This is a genomic window from Roseibium sp., from assembly GCF_965233565.1.
In the GTDB taxonomy this organism is placed as follows: domain Bacteria; phylum Pseudomonadota; class Alphaproteobacteria; order Rhizobiales; family Stappiaceae; genus Roseibium.
Genome location: NZ_OZ247494.1, coordinates 2,060,484 through 2,082,120, shown reverse-complemented (window position 1 = coordinate 2,082,120; position 21,637 = coordinate 2,060,484). Strand labels below are relative to the sequence as shown.

Annotated in this window: 18 protein-coding genes; 11 read left to right on the top strand and 7 right to left on the bottom strand. The window is 59.7% G+C overall.

The genetic code is table 11. From position 1 onward, the window contains the following. Positions 1-63: 63 nt before the first annotated feature. The 7 genes from ACO6TG_RS09585 to ACO6TG_RS09555 all read right to left on the bottom strand — a co-directional run bounded on the left by ACO6TG_RS09585 (position 64) and on the right by ACO6TG_RS09555 (position 9,099). Positions 64-1,371, bottom strand: coding sequence for an ABC transporter substrate-binding protein (locus tag ACO6TG_RS09585; RefSeq protein ID WP_422377968.1), 1,308 nt, complete (start codon positions 1,369-1,371; stop codon positions 64-66). An 85-nt stretch (positions 1,372-1,456) separates the two neighbouring features. After that, positions 1,457-2,488, bottom strand: coding sequence for a LacI family DNA-binding transcriptional regulator (locus tag ACO6TG_RS09580; protein WP_422377967.1), 1,032 nt, complete (start codon positions 2,486-2,488; stop codon positions 1,457-1,459). Between the two features lie 388 nt (positions 2,489-2,876). Next, entirely contained in the window at positions 2,877-3,545 is a 669-nt protein-coding gene (locus ACO6TG_RS09575) for a DUF1523 family protein (RefSeq protein WP_422377966.1), read from the bottom strand. Continuing rightward, complete coding sequence (locus ACO6TG_RS09570) at positions 3,542-4,906, bottom strand: DUF6638 family protein (protein ID WP_422377965.1); 1,365 nt, start codon at positions 4,904-4,906, stop codon at positions 3,542-3,544. The genes ACO6TG_RS09575 and ACO6TG_RS09570 overlap by 4 nt, the downstream gene beginning before the upstream one ends. Further along, complete coding sequence (locus tag ACO6TG_RS09565) at positions 4,903-6,855, bottom strand: ATP-binding protein (RefSeq protein WP_422377964.1); 1,953 nt, start codon at positions 6,853-6,855, stop codon at positions 4,903-4,905. Before ACO6TG_RS09565 ends, ACO6TG_RS09570 begins: the two co-directional genes overlap by 4 nt. A 9-nt stretch (positions 6,856-6,864) precedes the next feature. Further along, positions 6,865-7,998 (bottom strand): hypothetical protein, encoded by a 1,134-nt coding sequence (locus ACO6TG_RS09560; protein ID WP_094072189.1) that lies wholly within the window; start codon positions 7,996-7,998, stop codon positions 6,865-6,867. A 24-nt stretch (positions 7,999-8,022) separates the two neighbouring features. Next, the gene (locus ACO6TG_RS09555; protein ID WP_094072188.1) at positions 8,023-9,099 is read right to left on the bottom strand and encodes a hypothetical protein; all 1,077 of its coding nucleotides are present in this window, start codon (positions 9,097-9,099) and stop codon (positions 8,023-8,025) included. 348 nt (positions 9,100-9,447) lie between these two features. On the opposite strand from ACO6TG_RS09555, the gene ACO6TG_RS09550 reads away from it, so the two are divergent. The 11 genes from ACO6TG_RS09550 to ACO6TG_RS09500 all read left to right on the top strand — a co-directional run bounded on the left by ACO6TG_RS09550 (position 9,448) and on the right by ACO6TG_RS09500 (position 21,574). Further along, complete coding sequence (locus ACO6TG_RS09550) at positions 9,448-10,476, top strand: LacI family DNA-binding transcriptional regulator (RefSeq protein WP_422377963.1); 1,029 nt, start codon at positions 9,448-9,450, stop codon at positions 10,474-10,476. A 224-nt stretch (positions 10,477-10,700) separates the two neighbouring features. Continuing rightward, the gene (locus ACO6TG_RS09545; RefSeq protein ID WP_094072186.1) at positions 10,701-12,020 is read left to right on the top strand and encodes an ABC transporter substrate-binding protein; all 1,320 of its coding nucleotides are present in this window, start codon (positions 10,701-10,703) and stop codon (positions 12,018-12,020) included. 161 nt (positions 12,021-12,181) lie between these two features. Further along, positions 12,182-13,129: a carbohydrate ABC transporter permease gene (locus ACO6TG_RS09540; RefSeq protein WP_094072185.1), complete on the top strand. Its 948-nt coding sequence runs from the start codon at positions 12,182-12,184 to the stop codon at positions 13,127-13,129. Beyond that, the gene (locus ACO6TG_RS09535) at positions 13,126-14,067 is read left to right on the top strand and encodes a carbohydrate ABC transporter permease (protein ID WP_422377962.1); all 942 of its coding nucleotides are present in this window, start codon (positions 13,126-13,128) and stop codon (positions 14,065-14,067) included. Before ACO6TG_RS09540 ends, ACO6TG_RS09535 begins: the two co-directional genes overlap by 4 nt. Further along, positions 14,064-14,252 (top strand): hypothetical protein, encoded by a 189-nt coding sequence (locus ACO6TG_RS09530; protein ID WP_094072183.1) that lies wholly within the window; start codon positions 14,064-14,066, stop codon positions 14,250-14,252. The genes ACO6TG_RS09535 and ACO6TG_RS09530 overlap by 4 nt, the downstream gene beginning before the upstream one ends. Positions 14,253-14,257: 5 nt before the next feature. Then, positions 14,258-15,355 carry an ABC transporter ATP-binding protein gene (locus ACO6TG_RS09525; RefSeq protein WP_422377961.1) on the top strand — a complete coding sequence of 366 codons (1,098 nt, stop codon included), beginning with the start codon at positions 14,258-14,260 and terminating at the stop codon, positions 15,353-15,355. Continuing rightward, a complete protein-coding gene (locus ACO6TG_RS09520) occupies positions 15,348-16,343 on the top strand; it encodes an ABC transporter ATP-binding protein (protein ID WP_422377960.1) in 996 nt (331 codons plus the stop codon). Before ACO6TG_RS09525 ends, ACO6TG_RS09520 begins: the two co-directional genes overlap by 8 nt. A gap of 11 nt (positions 16,344-16,354) precedes the next feature. Next, a complete protein-coding gene (locus ACO6TG_RS09515; RefSeq protein ID WP_422377959.1) occupies positions 16,355-18,001 on the top strand; it encodes a dihydroxyacetone kinase subunit DhaK in 1,647 nt (548 codons plus the stop codon). A 564-nt stretch (positions 18,002-18,565) separates the two neighbouring features. Further along, positions 18,566-19,606 carry a TRAP transporter substrate-binding protein gene (locus ACO6TG_RS09510; RefSeq protein ID WP_422377958.1) on the top strand — a complete coding sequence of 347 codons (1,041 nt, stop codon included), beginning with the start codon at positions 18,566-18,568 and terminating at the stop codon, positions 19,604-19,606. Between the two features lie 67 nt (positions 19,607-19,673). Further along, a complete protein-coding gene (locus ACO6TG_RS09505; RefSeq protein ID WP_422377957.1) occupies positions 19,674-20,261 on the top strand; it encodes a TRAP transporter small permease in 588 nt (195 codons plus the stop codon). Further along, the gene (locus tag ACO6TG_RS09500) at positions 20,258-21,574 is read left to right on the top strand and encodes a TRAP transporter large permease (RefSeq protein WP_422377956.1); all 1,317 of its coding nucleotides are present in this window, start codon (positions 20,258-20,260) and stop codon (positions 21,572-21,574) included. Before ACO6TG_RS09505 ends, ACO6TG_RS09500 begins: the two co-directional genes overlap by 4 nt. The last annotated feature ends 63 nt before the right edge of the window (positions 21,575-21,637 follow it).

The window sequence follows — 21,637 nt, the reverse complement described above, 5'->3', positions numbered from 1 at the left end:
CGAAGGAGAATTAAAAAGGGAGGGTGGACTGGTTCCACCCTCCCAGTTAAGGGGAGGAAACCCTTAGTAGCCGGCGGCTTCCATTTCCTCGGCGGTCAGCGCCTGGGCTTTTGCCAGGGCTTCGTCAACGCTCTGCTGACCAGCCACCATTGCCGAGAATTCCTGACCCGCCGCGGTGCCGATGCCTGCCCATTCCGGGATGGCGACATACTGGATGCCGACATAGGGAACCGGCTCGACGGTCGGGCTGTCCGGGTTGGCCGCGTTGATGCTTTCAAGCGTCATCTTGGCGAACGGAACCTTCTGATACTCCGGGTTCTCGTAAAGAGACGTACGGGCGCCCGGGGGCACGTTGGCCCAGCCTTCCTTGGACGCGACCAGTTCGATGTATTCCTTGGAGGTCGCCCATTCGATGAACTGTTTGGCAGCTGCCTCTTTCTGGGTGCCGGCCGGAATGGCAAGCGCCCAGGCCCAGAGCCAGTTGGCCCGCTTGTCGACCCCTTCCTTGTTCGGCGCCAGTGCGAAGCCAACCTTGTCCGCCACGGTGGAGTCGTTCGGGTTGGTCACGAAGGACGCCGCCACGGTGGCGTCGATCCACATGCCGCACTTGCCCTGCTGGAACAGCGCCAGGTTCTCGTTGAAGCCGTTGGTGGAGGCGCCTGGAGGACCGTAGTTTTCCAGAAGGTTATAATAGAAGGACACGGCGTCCTTCCACTGCGGGGTATCCAGCTGCGGCTTCCAGTTCTCATCGAACCAGCGTGCGCCGAAGGAGTTGGCAACGGTGGTGATGAACGCCATGTTCTCACCCCAGCCGGCCTTGCCGCGCAGGCAGACGCCGTAGATTTCGTTATCCTTGTCGGTCATGGCCTTGGCCGCAGCCTCGACGTCGCTCCAGGTCGGGGCATCCGGCATCGTGACGCCGGCTTTTTCCATGAGATCCGTGCGATACATGATCATGGAGCTTTCGCCGTAGAACGGAGCCGCGAAAAGGCTGCCACTGTGACTGAGACCGGCGCGCATGGCCGGCAGGATGTCATCGGCGTCGTAGCTTGCCGGCAGATCGTCGAGAGACACGAGCCATTCATTGGCTGCCCAGATCGGGGTCTCGTACATGCCGATGGTCATGACGTCGAACTGACCGCCCTTGGCGGCAATGTCCTGGGTGACGCGCTGACGCAGCACGTTTTCTTCCAGTGTGACCCACTCGACCGTGTGGCCGGTCTTTGCGGTGAAGTCTTCCGTCAGGCCCTGCATGCGGATCATGTCGCCGTTGTTCACGGTCGCAATGGTCAGCGTTTCCGCATAGGCGGCTGAGGTTGCAGAAATCAAGGTAAGTGCGGTGACCGCACGTAATGCGTTCTTCAATGACATCCTATGTCCTCCCTGGCTTGGATGTTGATCAAAGCCTGAGGTAAAAATTATCTGGCGTCAAGAAAAATTTTACGCGCGCAAAATTTTAGGCGGACGCGCGTAACACAAGTCGCGCTGCAAACAGGGTTTCCTGCCGATTCTGGAAGGTGCCTCCCGCCTCGATCAGATCCTGCAAAGTCCGGAATGCATGGTCGGCAACGGAATCGTAGTCATGTGCGGCGGTCGTCAGCGACGGGCAGGTGAAGCGCGAAAAGGGGTGATCGTCGTGGGAGGCGACCCTGAGGGCACAGCCTTCGCCGCGGCCCACCCGGAAGCCCTTTTCATAACAGGCGGACAGAAGGCCGATGGCCAGGCGGTCGTTGCTGCAAAGGATGGTGTCGGTCGGAAAGCCGTGCACGTCGAGAATACGCAAGGCGCCCTTTCGGCCGATGTCCTCGAATGCCCAGCCTTCGCCCTCGACCTTGACGACATGGGGTTCGTGGCCGAGCTCTTCCATCACCTTCAGGTAAGCCGCGCGGCGCTTGTTGGCATTCGGGTTGGCAGGTGTGCTCATCTCGAAAAAACACGGCGGTTCGCCTGATCTGGTGAGATATTCGACGGTCTGCGAGACAAAGCTGAAATTGTCCGAACCGACAAAGGCCTCGCCAATGCCTTCAATGTTGCTGTCGAAAAGAACGGTCGGCACATCCTTGCAGAATTTCTCGATCACGGACCGGTCCGAGGCCCGGCCAAGCGGGGCCAGAAGCACACCGGCCGGTTTCAGCGAGCGCAGGCTTGAGAGTATGTCGTTTTCCTGTTCCTGCTCGCCGTGGGAACTGAACAGGGTGGGCCAGAACCCGGCCTCGATGCAGCGCCGCTCGATGTTGCGGGCGATCTCGGCGAAAAACGGATCGGCAAGATACGGCACCACGATGCCAATATTCTTGGTCAGGCGGCGGTTCTGGTTGATGGCATAGATATTCGGTCGGAAATCATAACGTTCCAGGGCCTGCTCGATGCGTTCGCGGGTCGACTGCCGGACGCTGTCGGGGTCGTTGAAATACTTGGAGACGGTCGGCCTGGAGATGCCGCTGACAGAGGCAAACTCTTCCATGTTTCTGATTTTTCGATCCGTCATCTGGTCGTCCTGGCGTGAGCCGCATTGTTGTCATTCTTGGTGCAATTGCCTGTTGATTCAGGTGAATTGCAAACTTTCCGCGAGTAAAGTTATTTGTTTACATTAGAAACTTTCCGCCGGGCCGGTCAAGGTCGCCGCCGTGGGAGGTCGATGGAGAAGGGCGAGACGATCAGCTGTGTGACGTTGCCGTCGTGAGCTGGAGAACTGGGTGCCAGTGGGGGAGGGGCCGCAAACAAAGCCCTCATCTGAGGAAGCGCTCTAGCGCTGTCTCCGGGGATCGGTCACGTATTCAGGCAAGGGCGGGCAATCCGTGGAAAGGGTCCCGCGGGTCCCTTTCCGGATAAGCTCGAATTTTGTGGCAGCGCGTTCTGCGTTTCCGCTGCCTGGCTCAGCCGAACCAGCGCTTCAGCCAGCGCCGGAAACCGCTGGTGGCTTCGCTTGCCCGTTTGGAGGCATGAGCGCGCGCCTGTTCCGCATTGTCGCCGACATCGTCCATGAAGCCGTCGATGCTGTCGACAACCGGATCGATCCGTCGTTTCTTGAAGGCATTCACGGTTTTCAGGACCAGCATGCCAAGCGCGGCGAGCACCAGGATGAACAGGATGTTGAACCAGGGGATCAGCAACGTGTCCGGACCTTCGACCACCTCGATGTTGATGACGTTCGGAAAGATCGTGAACAGCTTGATCCGCCAGCCATAATGGGTGACGGCCACCCAGACGTCGCCTTCCTTCTTGGCAAGATCCTGCGCCTGGGCCGTGACGTTGCTGCTGTCGAACTTGAAATAGGGCGGCCAGCCCCAATCAGTGTCCTCGTTGCGATAGACCCGGGGGTCTCCGTCCGGCCAGACCGTGTTGATGAAGCGTACATCGCGGGTCCAGTTCGGGTTGGTGCCCGCATCGGGAGCGGCCCAGAACAGGGACGAGGAGCCGATATCCATGCGTTTGACGTCGGTGCCGACGATGCGCACGACATCACGGCCAGGCAGCGTGTAATGCAGGAAGGCAACGACCACGATGAGCAGCGGAATGCCGATGATCCATTTAAGATATTTCATCGCGCTCGGTCCTCGTCCTCATCTTGCGGTACGGCGCCCCAGGGCCCGCGATTGCGGCCGAAACCGTAGTCCTCGACTTCGTCTTCTTCCATGCCGGGTTCCGGTCCGAACAGTTCCAAACGGGTGCCGACCTTGTCGACGAGATATTCCTCGGCCAGGAAATTGGCAGCATAGGTCTTCTTGGTGTCGGACCAGGTTGCGTAGTGGGCGTAAAACGCATCCTTGTGGCAAATGAACAGCTGTCGGAAGTCCAGTTTTGTCAGGTCTGCCAGCAACATGTTCACCAGATCCCGGTCGCGGTGATTGCGGGACCGCAGCAGGTAAAAATAGGCGGGATTGTCGACCGATGGCCAGCCGTTGCCACCGCCGCGGCCAAGCGTTCGGACCGCCCGGTCGAGCGCGTGATATTCGGGTGGAAGGTCCTGGTGATATTTTCGCTTCAGGACCCGCAGGTCGCGCCGGGTGACGTCACTCAGGTCCTCGCCCTGGCCAGCTGCGGCGTCAATGACAATGAAATCGAGTTTCTGTTTCAAAATGTTGGCCGCGCGTTCTCCGCAGGCCTCGTAGATCGGCTCAACCAGAGCATTCCGGTACAGAAACTCGGCAATCGACTGACGGTCTTCGAGGGTCAGCACTTCATTGACGGGCAAGTCGACGACGATGTCCATGTCCGACGGGGCAATCACGGCCGAGTTCTTAACGTCCCGGAACACATAAAGCCCGCCATAATGCGAGGTGTAGAAGTTCTGCTGCTGGTAACGGACATTTTGCAGCGTGAGCGGCGTGCGGATGATGTCGCCGGTCTGTTTGGACAGCTCGATCATCTCGGCGATGAGCACGTCGTCCCACCAGCCGTCCGGCTCCTTCATGAAGCGTTCGATCAGGTCCCCGAGATCCTCGCCGGCCTCGGCATGGCCACCGACCGTGTCCGCCTCGATTTCAATAGTGCGGATGTCGAAGAGATCCCTAGGAGACCTCAGTGAATAGACGGAGTTGATCAGCTCGCCGACGATGCTGTCACGAATGGAAAGTGCAAAGAGCTGTTCCTCGTTGTCGTCGATGAAACGGCGCAGGATCTTTCGGGACGTCGAAAACCGGGCATTGAGCAGCGGTGCGGTCTTCTGTTCGACAGTCAGAAGTATGAACTGGCGGTTGGAACCGTTCGGGTTCAGATAATGTTCGTCGCCAAGCTCATCCCCGATCTCCGGTGAATAGCCCGAAATGTCGATGTGGAATTCCTGGAGCGTCGTTTGCTTGCCGGTCAGGTGTTCCAGGGCCCGATTGTAGCGGGCAACCATGGACGGAGACGTCACCTCGATCAGGTTGCCATACATCAGTCCATGTTTGACGAGGCGCATCATGGGCGGTTGGCTTCCATGTAGCGGCGCTTGGCCTCCTCCATGCGCTGCATCTCGCGGACCGCGTTTTCAATCGCCACCTCGTCGGACTTGTCCGCATAACGGAACTCGCTGTCGGCGTAGCGGTTGATCTCCTGAATGACCATCTCCACCGTGATCGGCTGGGCGAGGTCGGCGATCATGGATTTCTTGGTGTCGTAGTCCTTGAACAGGAACAGGTCCGGATTTTCCATCCACTCGTCGGGCAGCTCGAAGTCCATCGCGCGCACCTTGATGGCGTCCGTGATGTTCTTGATCGCACGGCCGGTGAAACGCTCGTCCGCTTCCTGGATGCCTTTCAGGTAAGCGCCCAGCTTGGCGATCGTGTCGAGACCGCCAATATCTGCCTGCACCTTGTCGAAGACCTTCACTAGCGCGTCTTCCTGGGGACGGGAGTGCTTGTCGTAGGAGGCGGCAACGGCCTTCTTGATCGCCTGCGCCTCAAACAGCTCGTGCTCGCCGACGGGAATCGAATGGTTCTTGCCCATCAGGAGATGCAGGATGTCGATATAGTCTTCGCGGGTCTGCGGCCCGTCGACCAGGAAACGGGCACCCGCCCGCTGGCGCAGCGCGTCGTCGACATTTTCCGGATAGTTGGAAAACATGCCGAAGGTGCAGTTGCCGCGCACCACCGTGTTGGCCCCGGCGAAGCTTTCCATCAGGACGGCGGTGATTTCCAGCTGTCCGGCGGAGGACTGGCGGTCTCCGCGTTTGCCGGCCAGCTGATCGATGTCGTCGATGGTGCCGAAGCCGATGACATTCGGGTCGATAACGTTGCGAATGAAGGCCTTGGCGTTCTGTGCCGATTTGCCCTGGTAACTGTCGATGCTGTCGGTCGACAGGTTCTGGTAGCGGAACGGATAGCCGGCGACCTGGCAATAGTCGTTGATCATGCCAGCCATCATCTGGATCAGCGTGGTCTTGCCGGTGCCCGGCTTGCCGTCACCCATGAAGGTGAAGATGAAACCGCCAAGTTCGGCAAACGGGTTCAGCTTGCGCTCGAAATCATAGGCCATCAGCATCTTGGCAAGCTTCATGGCCTGGTATTTGGCGATATGGTTGCCGACCACTTCTTCCGGTTTCTTGAAGGCCATGGTCAGCGTGGTCGAACGCGCATGGGCCGACGGCGTGAAGCCGGCGATCTCGAAATTGTCGGCCTCGACCCTGTATTGCGCTTCAGAGAAGGGGGTAAGCTCGTTGAGCCCTTCGGCGCGCAGGGTCACCTTTTCCATCAGCTGCTCGCAGAAGGACGTGACAAGTGCGATCAGCTTGGCATCCGTGTCAACGCCGGCAGCGGCGATCTCCTGATCCAGTTCCCAGAGCGTTCCGTGCAGGGCGAGCTGGTCATTGTCGATCAGGATTTCCTCGACATCGCCGCACTGGATTTCCGCTTCGCCCTCGTCGGCCGACAGGCCGGACACCAGAAAATCCGTCATGTTGGCAAAAACATGAAGGGAAATCAGTGCGCTGGCATTGAGCAGCTTTTCGAACCGCAGCTTCTGGGAGGCATCGAGGGTCCCGGCCAGATTGGCCCGTTTGAGGTCTGACAATCCGGACTGGTCGGCAAACTGGTCAGACGTCACCTGGGCGACCGACAAGGCACGGCGCAGGGTGCGGAGCAGGCTCGCCTGCAGCGGCGTGGTCAGCGCGTCGTCGTCGCTTTCCAGAATACGCTCTGAAAGCTGTACGCCTTCCGGTCGTGCCGTGGAGCGTGTGACCAGGCCCGGGGTGGTTGAGCGGAAGCGCCGGCGGGAGCCGAGCCCTGGCGAACGTTCGGAGGACACACGATCGGGTGTGCTTTTCTTGGCAATGCGCGGTGTGTGGTCAAAGCCCTGCAGCATCGCTTCAGCGAGTGGATATTTCTCGCGGATCTTGTCTTCTTTCAGTTCCATGAGGTCGTTGGAAAGGGTCACGCGTGAAACCTATTTGTAGCTGAGAATTTTGCCCGCAGGCGTAACGGCGTATTTGCGGATATGGGAAAAGCCGGGCGGATCGCGTTCCGCCAGAATCTGGTAGGGGCGCTGTGGCAGGATCAGCGACCGCTGCTGATGGGTATGGCCGGCCACTTCATAGGAGGTGGCGCTGCCGGCTGCCAGAGGGTCGAGCTCATAGATCTGCCGTTCGACGGAAGAGAAGAATCCAGAGGCTTCATATTCGGAGCCGGAAGACACCAGCGTCTCCGTGGTCCAGGCAAGCGCCCAGTCTTCCCCGGGGCGGCCGTCGACCTCCGCTAGCACGTCCCGCAAGGGGCCGGTTTGCTGGGTGAAGGTGTGGCTGTACATCGGCCCGACAAAAAAGCGCCGCAGCCGCTTTGGGTGCAAGTCGTCGAAATCCCGGTCGAAGCCGCGCGCGATCGTGACCAGCTTAAGGGACGCTGCGGATTGGGCCGTCAGATGGCTTTGAACCCGCGGCCAGCGGCGCTCGTCCTTGGCAAGCGGGCGTTTGCCGCTGTCCTCGACGTCCATGATGTAGATGAGCGGAATATTCTGCTGGCTGTCATAGACCGCCCAGTGCAGCCGGTATCTGCGACGGCTTTCCGTGACATTACCTGTCCAGGTGAGGCGGGGATCATTGCGTGCCCAGAACAGCTCGCTTCCGGCAAGCTCCTCGTAATACTGACGCTGAGAGGCCGCAAATTGCAGGTTGGTCGGTGCCGACTGTTCCCGCAGGATGTGGTTGATCATCGCCAGCTTGAGGCCGCGCATATCTGGCAGCGAGCGCAGGTGGTTGTCCACCTGCATGGCGTCATTCGCCATCTGCAGCAGTTCCTGGTAGACGGGAAATCCGCTGTCCTGCCGGTCGATGCTGAGCAGGGACGGCATCATTTCGGACACGCGGCCCGCCAACAGATACTTGTAGGACAGTGCCGTGAACGTGCCGGACAAGGCCGCCAGGTATTGCTGCAGGATGGGGATCTCGCTTGCCAGCGCCGTGTTTTCATTGACGACGCTGTCGGCGACACCCTTCAGGTGATGGATGATCCGCTCGAACTTGGCGAAGTAGCGCCGTGTTTCATGCGCTTCTTCCAGGGTTCTGTGATCCAGTGTCAGATCCAACGCTTAGGCTCCCGAACCGAAGTGTCAGGCGCCGTAGGCGTTCTTGTCGTGTTTCTCGACGATCTTCTCGAAGCGGCGAGCAAAACGTTCGTCCGACTTGGCCTTTTCTTCCAGCACCTTGCGTGCAAAGACCATGTGGTCCTCATGGGCTTCCATCATGTCGGCCATGCGCTGGTTGGTGGCGGAGCCGATGGCGGCCATGGCTGACTGGGCTTCCTTGTCGGTCGCCACGCCGATCTCGTTGATCTTGTGGGCAACATCCTGCTGCTGCGCCGTTTTCAGCGACTTGACCAGGGCATCGTAGAGAACGACGCGCTGCTTGGTATCTGTCTGCAGCTTGTTGATCAGCACCATCTGGGTGGCCGCCTGGTTCTGAAGGCTGTCGACCCAGGTCTTGCCCTTCTCGATGTAGCGTTCCAGCGTCTGGCTTTCGGCGAGCTTGACCTGCTCTTCCTGCGCAAGACGATTGTATTCGGAATTGAGTTCCGCCAGCTCGCTCTCCAGCTTGGTCCGGGCGGCAGCGTCGGTTTCCATGGAAATCTTGTTTTCCAGCGCGATGATGTCCGGGTCCATCGCGACCAGCTTCTGCTTGATGTCTTCCAGCGTGCCGACGGTCTGTTCCCGCTGGGCGAGCGTGCCGGACAGGTTGGTTTCCACCCGCTTGGAGTGTTCGTTCAGCGTGTTGAGCTGTTCCTGCAGCAGCTGGCCGATGACATTGGACTTGGAAATCAGGTCCTGCAGCTTGTCGTCGATGCTGGCGGTGCGCATGCGTTCCTGACGAATGCTGTCGGAGCGCTGCTTGGAGAAGAAGCCGATAAAGGTCTCCCAGCCGGTCTTCGAACGCATGGCATCGAAGTCCTTGGAGAAATTCGCGGTGACGTCGTCGAGCCCCATGATCAGCTCGGCGATATTGGCGCCCATCAGCTCGGTATGCGCATGAACGTCGTCCAGGGTCGCGTTTTCAATGTCGATCGAGATGTCCTGGCCGGCCTCCAGCTTTCCACGTGCGGATTCGATTTTCGAAGTCAGCTCGTTGATCTTCTGCTGCGCAGCAGCCACTTCCTGTTTCGATTTCTCGATTTGAACATTGAAATCTGCCATGGGCCCCTTCCTGAATTTTCCTAAAAATAACACATCTTATGTAGCAACTCTTCTTGTAAATACAATTACAAGCAGTGCTGCCGGGACCGTTTACAGCGTCAAAAGTTAACATTGCGTCGCGGCAACAAGTCACTGTCAAGAAGGTCGTCCACCATTCTCTTGATTTGACCCGGCTAAGTGAATGACCTTTTCTGCGAATCGGTGCTGTATAACCCTGTCAGGCTCGACTTGTTTACCTGCAAGCAGCTGACTTTGTTGGACAAAGCCAGTTCGGATTCGAGGAGTTGGATACAACTTGATTGACGTATGTCAGAATGCTGCCGACAGTAGCGCTTTCAAGGAGGCGTAATGGCAAAGCCAACCGTCCATGATATCGCGCGGGAAGCAGGGGTCAGTCTGTCGACCGTCGACAGGGTGCTGAACGGGCGTGCCGACGTGCGGCCGAAGAATGCCGAGCGGGTCAAGGCGGCGGTCGAGAAACTCGGCTATGTGCGGGATACCAATGCGGCCAATCTGGCCAAGCAGCGGCAGTATCGCTTCGTGTTCGTGCTTCCGGAAGGTGGCAATCACTTCGTCGAGACCATTGTTGCGGCCGTTGGTGAGGCGTCCGGCACACGGCTCGCCGACAGGACGGATGTTAGCGTTCTGCTGGTCAATGCCGCGGATCCGCATGCCATTGTCGAGGCGCTCAAGGCGCTCGATCTCTCAACCCTGGACGGCGTTGCCATGATGGTTCCCGAAACGCCGCAGGTGCGCGACGCCATTTCACATATCAAGAGCGCGGGCGTTTATGTCGTGGCTCTGGTTTCGGATCTTCCGAACTCGAAATGCCATTATTTTGCAGGGATCGACAACTTTTCGGCCGGCAAGACGGCGGGGGCCCTGCTTGGGAAATTTCTGCGCAACGAAACCGGCAGCATCCTCGTGACCACAAACTCTATGGTGGCACGCGACAGTATCGAGCGGCGGTTCGGGCTTGATGAGGTGCTGTCACGCGACTTTCCGCATTTGCAGACCTTGCCGACGATCGAGTTTCACGATGACCCGGACCGTATTCACGAGACCCTGCATCACGCGCTGAAGGCGCATCCGGAAACAAGGGCCGTCTATTCCATGGGGTCCGGCAATGCCGCGATGCTCGATGCGCTGCGGGCGCATGGCGTGGCGGGCAAGCTTGTGGTTATCGCCCATGACCTGACCACCGTGACGCGCCAGGCGCTTCAGGACAGAGAGCTGGATGCGGTCATTGCCCAGAATGTCGGTCATCTGGTGCGCAGCGCCCTGAGGGTTCTGCGGGCGAAATGCGATGACACCGACATTTTTGAGGCGCAGGAAAAGATCCGCATCGAGATCATCATGCGCGAGAACCTCTATTGAGGTTTTGGCTCAGATCCTGAGAACAGGAAAATAAACGCAACAAAATCAATGTGTTGAAGCCGCTTCAGGGTGGTCAGTGCGCTTGTTTGACGTCAAAAAGAAAGACGTATGTCAGTTTTTTCATTGACGTGACATACGTATGTCAATTACCGTGCCCGGGCACTTGGAGGAGTGCAGCTGCCCGGCAGGCGCCGGTGCGCGATCACTTCGGGAGGATTTCACCCATGAAAACTGCGCAACTACTCGCAGCCACCGCTATTCTTGCGGTCGGCGGACTGTCTGTTTCCAAAGCGCAGGCTGATGACCTGACGCTGTGCTGGGCGGCCTGGGATCCGGCCAACGCCCTTGTGGAACTGTCCAAGGAATTCGAGGCCGAATACGGCCACACCATGAACTTCGAATTTGTGCCCTGGCCCAATTTTGCCGACCGCATGCTCAACGAGCTGAATTCCGGCGGCAAACTCTGTGACCTCCTGATCGGTGACAGCCAGTGGATCGGCGGCGGCGCGGAAAACGGCCATTATGTCAAGCTGAACGACTTCTTCGACAAGGAAGGCATCAGCATGGACGATTTCGCCCCGGCGACAGTCTATGCCTATTCCACCTGGCCGAAAGGCACGCCCAACTATTACGCGCTGCCCGCCATGGGTGATGCCAATGGCTGGTTCTATCGCAAGGACTGGTTCGAGATGCCTGACATCCAGGCAGCCTTCAAGGAAAAGCACGGCCGCGATCTGGCGCCGCCCAAGACCCAGGCCGAATTGCTTGAGGTTGCGCAGTTCTTCCAGGGCCGCGAGATTGACGGTCAGACCCGCTATGGCGCTGCCATCTTCACCGAGCGCGGCTCGGAAGGCATCACCATGGGCGCGACCAGCTCCATGTATCCATTCGGCTTCAAATACGAGATGACCCCGGGCAAATACGACATGGAAGGCGCGGTGAACTCGCCGGAAGCCGTTGCGGGCCTGGAGTTCTACAAGGAGCTCTACAAGACCGGCACGCCTCCCGGATATACCGACAGCTACATGGAACAGTCGCTCGACGCGTTCAAATCCGGTCAGGTGGCAATGGCCATGAACTGGTTCGCCTTCTTCCCCGGCCTTTATGCGGATCCTGATACCGGTGGCGACAAGATCGGTTTCTTCGTCAATCCGGGCCAGAATGTCGAGGCCTCGACGCTCGGCGGGCAGGGCATCTCCGTGGTGGCCTATTCCGACAAGCAGGATGCGGCGCTTGAATACATCAAGTGGTTTGCCCAGCCCTCCGTCCAGAAAAAATGGTGGGATCTCGGCGGCTATTCCTGTCATGTCAGCGTGCTGAACGATCCGAGCTTCCCGGACAGCGCGCCGTTCGCCTCCGATTTCCTGCTGGCGATGGATAACGTCAAGGACTTCTGGCAGGAGCCGGCCTATGCCGAACTGCTGCTGGCCATGCAGAAGCGCCTGCATGACTACGTGGTGGCCGACCAGGGCACCGCCAAGGAAGCCCTCGACAAGCTGATCGAGGACTGGACGGAGACCTTCGAGGACGAAGGCAAGCTCTGACCATCCGCATGCATCTCAGCGGTCCGGCCATGCGCCGGACCGCACATGGCGACAGGCCCCATCGACCACACCGCCCGGCTGCGCGAGACATGCATCCGGGCGCCGAGTGAACCGCTGGCAAGCGGGCCTTCCGCCTGACCTTTCCTTTCCAAGAGTTTCTCATGGCCGTGACACCAATCGACCACGTAGCAAAAGCGACCCCGCCCTCGGTCGCAAAAAAAATCAGGGGTCTCTCGGATCGCACGATTGCCTGGCTGTTCGTTGCGCCGACAATCTTCCTGCTTCTGGCGGTAAACATCTTTCCGCTGATCTGGACGATCAATCTGAGCTTCACCAACTTCCGGGCCAACCGGCCCAATCGTGAGGTCGACTATATCGGTCTGCGCAATTACGAGCGCATCCTGACCGACGGCGATATCTGGCTGACCATGCAGGCGACCGCGCATTTCCTGTTCTGGACAATCGTGCTGCAGGTGCTGATCGGTTTTGCCCTGGCCTGGCTGATCAATCGCAAGTTCAAGGGCAACGATCTCTGGACGACGCTGATCGTGTTGCCGATGATGCTGTCGCCCGCCGTGGTCGGCAACTTCTGGACCTTTCTCTACCAGCCGCAGATCGGCCTCTTCAATTACGGCATCTCGTTCCTGACCGGCATCGACCCGTCCTCCTTCCAGATGATCGGCGATGTCAAACTGGCGCCCTGGGCCATCGTGATCGTCGATACCTGGATGTGGACGCCCTTCGTGATGCTGATCTGTCTCGCAGGCCTCCGATCGATCCCGGACTACATCTATGAGGCCGCCGAGATCGACCGGGCGAGCAAGTGGCGTCAGTTCTGGACGATCACGGTGCCGATGGTGCTGCCTTTCCTGATGCTGGCCGTGCTGTTCCGGGGCATCGAGAACTTCAAGATGTTCGACCTGGTGGTGCAGCTGACCGGCGGCGGTCCGGGCTCCGTCACCGAACTCACCTCCATCAATCTCAAACGCGAAGCCTTTGAAAAATGGCGCACGGGCTATGCCTCAGCCTACGCCATCATTCTCTTCGTGACCGTCTTTGGCCTTGCCTCGATCTATGTGAAGGCGCTCAACAAGGTGAAAGAAAGATGAGCAGTTTCTCCATCACCGAGCCGTCCCCACGGCAGAAATGGGTCGCCGGGTCCCTGGTCATCGTCTACGCGGTCATCACCCTGCTGCCATTGGTCTGGATCCTGACCACCGGCTTCAAGTCGCCGGTCGACGCCATTGCCTATCCGCCCAAGGTGCTCTTCGAGCCCTCGCTGGAAGGCTATGTCAATCTCTTCACCACCCGCACGCGGGTGTCCCCGGAACAGCTTGAAGCCCTGCCACCCCCGGCGAGCTGGTATGAGGAGATCGTGCGCAACCGGGACATGGTCATTGCCGGCCCGTCGCGCTACGGCGAGCGGTTCCTGAATTCGGTGATCATCGGATTCGGCTCGACCTTCCTGTCGGTGTTTCTCGGGACGTTGGCCGCCTATGCCTTTTCCAGGTTCAAGGTGCCGCTCAAGGACGATCTTCTGTTCTTCATCCTGTCGACAAGGATGATGCCGCCGATCGCGGTGGCCATCCCGATCTTCCTGATGTTCAGGACGCTCGGCCTGTCGGACACCCATCTCGGCATGATCCTGCTCTATACGGCGGTGAACATCTCGCTGGCGGTCTGGCTCCTGAAAGGGTTCATCGACGAGATTCCGCGAGAATACGAGGAGGCGGCGCTGATCGACGGCTATACCCGGTTCCAGGCCTTCTACAAGGTGGTGCTGCCCCAGGCGGCGACCGGAATTGCCTCGACAGCCATCTTCTGCCTGATCTTCTCGTGGAACGAATATGCCTTCGCGGTGCTCCTGACGTCGGGCACGGCCCAGACCGCACCGCCCTTCATCCCGACCATCATCGGTGTCGGCGGCCAGGACTGGCCGGCGGTGGCGGCGGGCGCGACCCTCTTCCTCGTGCCGGTCATGGTCTTCACCATTCTCCTGCGCAAGCATCTGCTGCGTGGCATCACCTTCGGAGCGGTCCGCAAATGACTGAGTTCGTCAATGGCCTTGTGCGCTTCCGCCGCGGGTCCTGGGAAATGCTGGCATCCATTCTGATCGCGGTCGGCGTGATCATGCTGATGCAGCCGCTGGTTCTCTGGGCCTACACCTATTCCTTCATTGTGACGCTGACGGGAACGGTGATGTTCATCGTCGTCAGCCACTTTCCGGAGTGACCTTCATGGCAGAGATCGTGATCAGGAACCTCAGGAAGGAGTTCGGCGACTTCACTGCCGTGCAGTCCTCCTCCTTCAAGATCGAAGACGGCGAGTTCTTCATGCTGCTCGGCCCGTCCGGCTGTGGCAAGACCACCACCTTGCGGATGATTGCCGGGCTGGAGCTGCCGACCGCAGGCGAGATCTACATCGACGGCGAGGAGGTCGGCCAACATCCGGCGAGCAAGCGCGACATTGCCTTCGTCTTTCAGATGTTCGCGCTCTATCCGCACATGAATGTACGCAAGAACATCTCCTATCCGCTGGTCAGCCAGGGCATGTCGAAACAGCAGGTCAAGGAGAAGGTGGGCGAAGTTGCGCAGATCCTTGGCATTACCGACATCCTCGACCGGCCGGTTGGTGGCCTGTCCGGTGGGGACCGCCAGCGGGTTGCCCTCGGCCGTGCCATCGTGCGCGACCCGAAGGCCTTCATGATGGACGAGCCGCTGGGTGCCCTTGATGCGGAGTTCCGCGAACACATGTCGGAAGAGCTGCGCGCGCTTCACGACCGGATGGGGGCAACCACGGTCTATGTCACCCATGACCAGCTGGAAGCCATGCAGATGGGCGACAAGATCGTCGTTATGAATCATGGCGTCATCGAGCAGTTCGGCACGCCGCAGGACATTTACGACAAACCGGCGACCATGTTCGTTGCCGACTTTATCGGCTCGCCCTCCATGAACTTCCTGCGTTTTCATGGCGAGGTTCATGCCGGGTCGTCAGAGGTGAAAATCCAACATGAGAGCCTGAAGGTGCCGCAGCTGCGCGAGCCCTTCGAGGGGGATCTCGTTTTCGGCATTCGCCCCGAGCACATTTCGCTGACCGATAGCGGCACCTATCGTGGGGAAGTCCTGGCGGCGGAATATCTGGGTACGACCCAGATCGTGACGCTCAAGACGGCCAATGGAGAGCTCAAGGCCCGGATCCCCTCCGACCAGCCGGTCCGGGTGGGCGAGTTTGTCGGCCTTGATTTCAACGGTTCGACCGTCACCCTGTTCGACAACCAGTTGGGCCGGGCGCTGCGGTCCGAGCTCAACGAGGGAGTGCTGGCCCATGTCTGAAGTCAAGCTCGGCAATCTCTCCAAGGCATTCGGGGATACGCTTGCCGTCGACGATGTCACCATGACCATCCCGAACGGCGCGTTCGTGACGCTGCTGGGGCCGACCGGAGCAGGCAAGACAACGATCCTGCGGCTGATAGCAGGACTGGAACAGCCGGACAAAGGGGATGTGACCATCGCCGGCCGGTCCGTCGTCCAGGACACACCTGCGCAACGAAACGTCGCCATGGTCTTTCAGCAATATTCGCTCTACCCGCATCTGAGCGTGAAGGACAATCTGGCCTTTCCGTTGAAGTCGCCGCTTTTGAAAACGCCGTCAGATGAGATCGATCGCAAGGTGCAGGAAGTCGCCGAGGTCCTGAAGATCTCGCACAAGCTCAACAACAAGGCGACCAATCTGTCCGGCGGCGAGATGCAGCGGGTCTCCATCGGGCGGGCTCTTGTGCGCGATCCCTCCATCTACCTGATGGATGAGCCGCTCAGTTCGCTCGATGCCAAGCTGCGCTCGGATCTGCGGATCGAGCTGAAACGCATTCAGGAAAACCTGGGGGCGACCTTGCTCTACGTGACCCACGACCAGATCGAGGCGATGACCATGGCCACCCATGTCGGGGTGCTCGATCATGGCCGTCTGGTGCAGTTCGGCTCGCCGCGCGAGATCTATGAAGACCCGGTCAATCTTTATGTGGCGGGCCGGCTCGGCCAGCCGCGCATCAATGTTCTGCCCGCAGACCTGTTTGCAGGAGCGCCGTCGGGCGCGACATCGATCGGCCTGCGACCGGAGCATATTGCGCAAGGGGAGGGCAAACCGTCCGAGGTCCGGCGGGTGGAACATCTGGGCGACCAGACCCGTCTGCACCTGTCACTGGACGGACACGACATCGTCACCCTGTCAGAGCCGCACACATCCCTTGAACCCGGCGACATGCTCGCCATCCAGCCACGCAATCCGCTGTTCTTTGACGACAGCGGCGCCAGAATTGCCTGAGGAGACGGGACATGAAACAGTTCATCAACACCAAGGAAACTCTTGTCACCGAAGCGATTGACGGCATGTTGCGGACCGCCGGCGGGCGGCTTGCGCGCCTCGATGGCTATCCGCATATCAAGGTTGTTGTCAGAACCGACTGGGACAAGTCCAAGGTGGCGCTCGTTTCCGGAGGCGGGTCCGGTCACGAACCGAGCCATGCCGGGTTTGTCGGCCAGGGCATGTTGACGGCAGCAGTGTGTGGCGAGGTCTTTGCCTCGCCCTCCGTCGATGCGGTTCTGGCAGGCATTCTTGCGGTGACCGGCAAGGCAGGTTGTCTGCTGATCGTCAAGAACTACACCGGCGACCGGCTCAATTTCGGCCTGGCGGCGGAACGCGCCCGTGCCTTCGGTCTCAAGGTCAACATGGTGATCGTCGATGACGATGTTGCCCTGCCGGACCTGCCGCAGGCACGCGGTGTTGCCGGCACTTTGTTCGTGCACAAGATCGCCGGGGCTCTGGCCGACCAGGGAGCCGATCTCGACACCATTACGGCGGCGGCCAGGAAGGCGATTGGCGGTGCAATTTCCATCGGCATGTCGCTCGACACCTGCACAATCCCGGGAGCGCCCAAGGAAGACCGGATTGCCATGGGCAAGGCCGAACTCGGCCTTGGCATTCACGGCGAAGCCGGCATCGAGCAGGTCGAATACTCCAACGCCAAGGCGGCCATGGCCATGGTTGTTGAAAGGCTTGCGCCCAATCTCAAGCCGGGTCCGCATGTGGCGATCCTCAACAATCTCGGCTCGACGACTCCCCTGGAGATGAGCGTTCTGCTGGAGGAGATGACGACGTCGCGGATCGGCAGTCAGATCCGCTGGGTGATCGGACCGGCGGCCATGATGACTTCGCTCGACATGCATGGGTTTTCGGTGTCTTTGCTTCCGGTCGACAAGGCGGAAGAAGCGCTGTTGCAGGCGCCGGTCGCGCCCTGGGCGTGGCCGGGCTGTCTGTCGCTTGGTGCCGTCGCCGTGCGGCCCTTGCCGGACGGGCTGAGCCCGATCCAGCCGCTGCCGTCGAAAAATCCGGAAACCCGCGCCTTCATCGAACGTTGCTGCAACATCCTGATTGCTGCGGAGGACGACCTCAACGCGCTTGACCTGAAATCCGGCGACGGCGACACGGGCAGCACGCTGGCCACAGCGGCGCGCGCCCTGATCCAGGCGCTGGATCGCCTGCCACTGGCCGATCTGACCCAGCTCTACCGGGCCATTGGCCTGGAACTCAGCCAGACCATGGGAGGCTCGTCCGGGGTGTTGCTGGCAATCTTCTTTGCCGCGGCAGGGGATGCGTCTTCCAGCGGCCGCGGAGCCATCGGTGCGCTTCATGCCGGGTTGGACCGGGTCATGCAGGTGGGCGGGGCGAAGCCGGGCGACCGCACCATGATCGATGCGCTGCTGCCGGCCCTGAACGCGCTGGAGAATGGCATTGAAGCGGCAGCGGCAGAAGCCCGCCAGGGCGCGGATGCAACGGCCCGGATCACCCGCGCAAGAGCCGGCCGCGCCTCTTATGTTTCGGAGGCCAGCCTCTCCGGTCACAATGATCCGGGCGCAGAGGCCGTTGCGCGGCTCCTTGAGCAGCTCACGGACACACCGGCCCTTTCCTCCCAATCCGCATAAGGCCGGACCTGACCGGCGGGCCACATGTAGCCTGGGCCCGCCGGTTTTTCGCTCGCGGATGAGCGTGAAGAACGGAACTTTGATTTCCTGTTTTGGAAACTAAGTGGCTTAATTTCTCATTTTACTTCTTGTTTTGGTTCATTCAATATCGGCCAAGACAGGGAGAACCGGATGCACTTTCAGCATGTCAGCGTCGACTGTGACCAGCAGGATCCGCTTGCGGTGTCCTTGCAGGCAACGCGATGAGCGCCTTGATGAACCGCGTCCGACTAACACGGAAACCTGACGTTTCGGACAGGTTGCCGCACGCGATATCTTGCCTTCTGCAAAAAATCATCACACACTCCGACCAAATTGGAGGGGATTTGTGATGCTTTGGGGTTCAGGCCACAGGAATGGCTTTTCGTCGTGGCTTGCACATGCCAAGCTGCGTGCGGCGGCATGCCTGGCAGAGCCGTCCACCAAGGTTGAACAAGGTTACAAAGTATAACTATTTTATTTCATGACCTGGTTGGGGAGAGGATGCCGGCCGGGTTTTGGAGTTGATCGAACAGGGAGGAAACCATGATCAACTTGAACAAGACGATTGCCAAGCTGGCTGCTGCGGCCGCCGTGTCGGCTGTCGCACTGGCCGGCACGGCCTCGTCCAGTTTCGCGCAGGAAGTCACGCTGCGCATGCACCAGTTCCTGCCGGCCCAGGCAAATGTGCCGAAGAACGTGCTTTACCCGTGGGCGGACAAGATCGAAGCGGAATCCGGTGGCCGCATCAAGATCGAGCGTTACCCGTCCATGCAGCTTGGCGGCAAGCCGCCGGAGCTGATCGACCAGGTGGTTGACGGTGCGGTCGATATCGTGTGGACCGTGGCCGGTTATACGCCGGGCCGTTTCCCGCGCGCCGAAGTCTTCGAGTTGCCCTTCACCATGGGCGATGCGGAAACCATGTCCCGCGCTTACTGGAAGCTCGCTGAAGAAACCATGATGGATCAGGACTTTGCGCGGATCAAACCGCTCGGTCTGTGGGTCCATGGTCCCGGTGTCATTCATTCCAGCAAGCCAATCAGTTCCTTGAGCGATCTGAATGGTGTCAAGCTCCGGGCTCCGACCCGGGTCACCAACAAACTCTTCTCCAATCTCGGTGCGACGCCGATCGGTCTGCCGGTCCCGGCTATTCCGGAAGCTTTGTCCAAGGGCGTGATCGACGCGACCGTGATCCCCTGGGAAGTTGTCGGTGCCTTGAAGGTGAATGAGCTTGTTGGCAACCATACCGAATTCCCCGGCGACGCGCTCTACACGACATCCTTCATCTTTGCGATGAACAAGGACAAGTATGACAGCCTGCCGGACGACCTGAAGGCCATCATCGACGCCAATTCCGGTGAAGACTTCTCGGCGTTCGCTGGCAAACAGATGCAGTCCGACGATGCCGGTCCGCGTGCGGCTGCCGTGGAAAAAGGCAACAACATCATCACGTTGACGCCGGAGCAGGTCGCCGAGTGGAAAGCTGCTGCTCAAGCCACCACGGACGAATGGGTTGCCGAGATGGACGGCAAAGGCATTGACGGCAAGGCCCTGAAGGACCGCGCTGCCGAACTGATGGCCAACTGACCCTTCTGTCTGATAAGACGTTCCCGGAAGACATCTTCCGGGAACACTCTCTGACTGGATTACCGACATGCTGCACACCCTGATGGAACGCCTTGCACGTTTCATGGCGATCCTTGGCGGTCTGGTGCTCACAGCGATGATTGCGCTGACCTGTGTCAGCGTGCTGGGGCGGGGCCTGAACACGCTGGGACATTCGGATCTTCTGAAGTCCATCTCCGATGCAGCCGCCAACGCGCTGATTGCCACCGGCGTCGGTCCGGTCTTCGGTGATTTCGAGCTGGTCGAAGCCGGGGTCAGTTTCACGATTTTCGCGTTTCTGCCGATCTGTCAGCTGCATCGCGGCCATGCCACCGTCGATGTGTTTTCCACGGTCTTTCCGCGCTGGCTGAACCGGTTGCTGGAAACGGTCTGGGAAGTGCTCCTGAGCGCCCTGATCCTGCTGATCACCTGGCGTCTGTTTCTCGGCATGGAAGACAAGATGCGCTACAACGAAACCACCTTCATTTTACAGTTCCCGATCTGGTGGGCCTTTGCGCTCAGCTTCGGCGCGGCCCTGGTCGCCTCCGTTGTCGCTGTCTATTGCGCGTTTACCCGCGTCGTTGATCTGGTGACGGGCAAGCGCTTGTCGCCGGAAGGCGGGGAGGGTGTCCATTGAGCACGCTCGAACTCGGCTTCTATTCCTTTCCGATCCTGCTTCTTCTGATTTTCCTGCGTGCGCCGATCGGCCTGGCCATGATGATCTGCGGCCTCGGCGGCCTGTGGCTTGCGATCGGCACGCCCAACATGTTCCTGTCGAAGCTGAAAGGCGAGACCTACTCAACCTTTTCCAGCTATTCGCTGACCATCATTCCGATGTTCCTGCTGATGGGCCAGTTTGCGACCCATTCGGGAATGTCATCGTCTCTGTTCAAGGCGGCTGAAAGCTGGCTCGGCCACCGCAAGGGCGGCGTCGCCATGGCGGCAGTCGGCGCGTGTGCCGGCTTCGGTGCCATCTGCGGATCTTCGCTGGCGACAGCCGCCACCATGAGCCGGGTCGCGCTGCCGGAGCTGCGCCGCTACGGTTATTCCGGCGGGTTCTCGACGGCAACACTGGCGGCCGGCGGCACGCTCGGCATTCTCATTCCGCCGTCCGTCATCCTGGTGATCTACGCCATTCTGACCGAACAGAACATCGCCAAGCTGTTCCTGGCGGCTTTCATCCCGGGCATCCTGGCGGCCATCGGCTACATGATCACCATCTCGATCTATGTCCGCCTGCATCCGGACGCGGCCGGCACGCGCGAGCCAGTGCCCTATGCCGAGCGGATCAGGGCCATGCTCGATGTCTGGCCGGTGCTCCTGGTGTTCGGTCTTGTGGTCGGCGGGATCTATCTCGGCTGGTTCACCCCGACCGAAGGGGCGGCCGTTGGCGCTGCCGGTACCGGTGTGATCGCCCTTGCATCGGGCAATCTCACCTGGAAGATGTTCCTCGACAGCATCATCCAGACCGCCATGAGCACGGCGATGATCTTCTTCATCATCCTCGGGGCCGGCTTCTACAACAGCTTCCTGGCGCTCAGCCAGCTGCCGCAGGAACTCAGCGGCTGGGTTGTCGGCCAGGGCCTCAGCCCCTGGATGGTGCTGACCCTGATCCTGCTGTTCTACCTCGCCTTCGGCTGTCTGATGGACAGTCTGTCGATGATCCTTCTGACCATACCGATCTTCTTCCCGGTGATCAGCGTGCTCGATTTCGGCATGAGCCCTGAACATGTCGCGATCTGGTTCGGTATTATCGTGCTGATCGTCGTGGAGGTCGGGCTGATCACGCCACCCGTGGGCATGAACCTCTTCATCATCAACACGATGGACACGACGACCCCGATGACCGCGACCTACAAGGCCGTGATGTGGTTCGTCACGTCCGATATTCTCCGGGTCGTTCTTCTGGTGCTGTTCCCCTCCATCACCCTGTTACTTCTGGGCGGCTAGGCCGCCCGGAACACAGGTGAGCATATGTGTGCGTCAAAATAGATATGTGCTATAACAATGATG

Bases quoted from the DNA above. Each gene is read 5' to 3' on its own strand.
- ACO6TG_RS09585 (WP_422377968.1), bottom strand. From the start codon at position 1,371: ATGTCATTGAAGAACGCATTACGTGCGGTCACCGCACTTACCTTGATT.
- ACO6TG_RS09580 (WP_422377967.1), bottom strand. From the start codon at position 2,488: ATGACGGATCGAAAAATCAGAAACATGGAAGAGTTTGCCTCTGTCAGC.
- ACO6TG_RS09575 (WP_422377966.1), bottom strand. From the start codon at position 3,545: ATGAAATATCTTAAATGGATCATCGGCATTCCGCTGCTCATCGTGGTC.
- ACO6TG_RS09570 (WP_422377965.1), bottom strand. From the start codon at position 4,906: ATGATGCGCCTCGTCAAACATGGACTGATGTATGGCAACCTGATCGAG.
- ACO6TG_RS09555 (WP_094072188.1), bottom strand. From the start codon at position 9,099: ATGGCAGATTTCAATGTTCAAATCGAGAAATCGAAACAGGAAGTGGCT.
- ACO6TG_RS09550 (WP_422377963.1), top strand. From the start codon at position 9,448: ATGGCAAAGCCAACCGTCCATGATATCGCGCGGGAAGCAGGGGTCAGT.
- ACO6TG_RS09545 (WP_094072186.1), top strand. From the start codon at position 10,701: ATGAAAACTGCGCAACTACTCGCAGCCACCGCTATTCTTGCGGTCGGC.
- ACO6TG_RS09540 (WP_094072185.1), top strand. From the start codon at position 12,182: ATGGCCGTGACACCAATCGACCACGTAGCAAAAGCGACCCCGCCCTCG.
- ACO6TG_RS09535 (WP_422377962.1), top strand. From the start codon at position 13,126: ATGAGCAGTTTCTCCATCACCGAGCCGTCCCCACGGCAGAAATGGGTC.
- ACO6TG_RS09530 (WP_094072183.1), top strand. From the start codon at position 14,064: ATGACTGAGTTCGTCAATGGCCTTGTGCGCTTCCGCCGCGGGTCCTGG.
- ACO6TG_RS09525 (WP_422377961.1), top strand. From the start codon at position 14,258: ATGGCAGAGATCGTGATCAGGAACCTCAGGAAGGAGTTCGGCGACTTC.
- ACO6TG_RS09520 (WP_422377960.1), top strand. From the start codon at position 15,348: ATGTCTGAAGTCAAGCTCGGCAATCTCTCCAAGGCATTCGGGGATACG.
- ACO6TG_RS09515 (WP_422377959.1), top strand. From the start codon at position 16,355: ATGAAACAGTTCATCAACACCAAGGAAACTCTTGTCACCGAAGCGATT.
- ACO6TG_RS09510 (WP_422377958.1), top strand. From the start codon at position 18,566: ATGATCAACTTGAACAAGACGATTGCCAAGCTGGCTGCTGCGGCCGCC.
- ACO6TG_RS09505 (WP_422377957.1), top strand. From the start codon at position 19,674: ATGCTGCACACCCTGATGGAACGCCTTGCACGTTTCATGGCGATCCTT.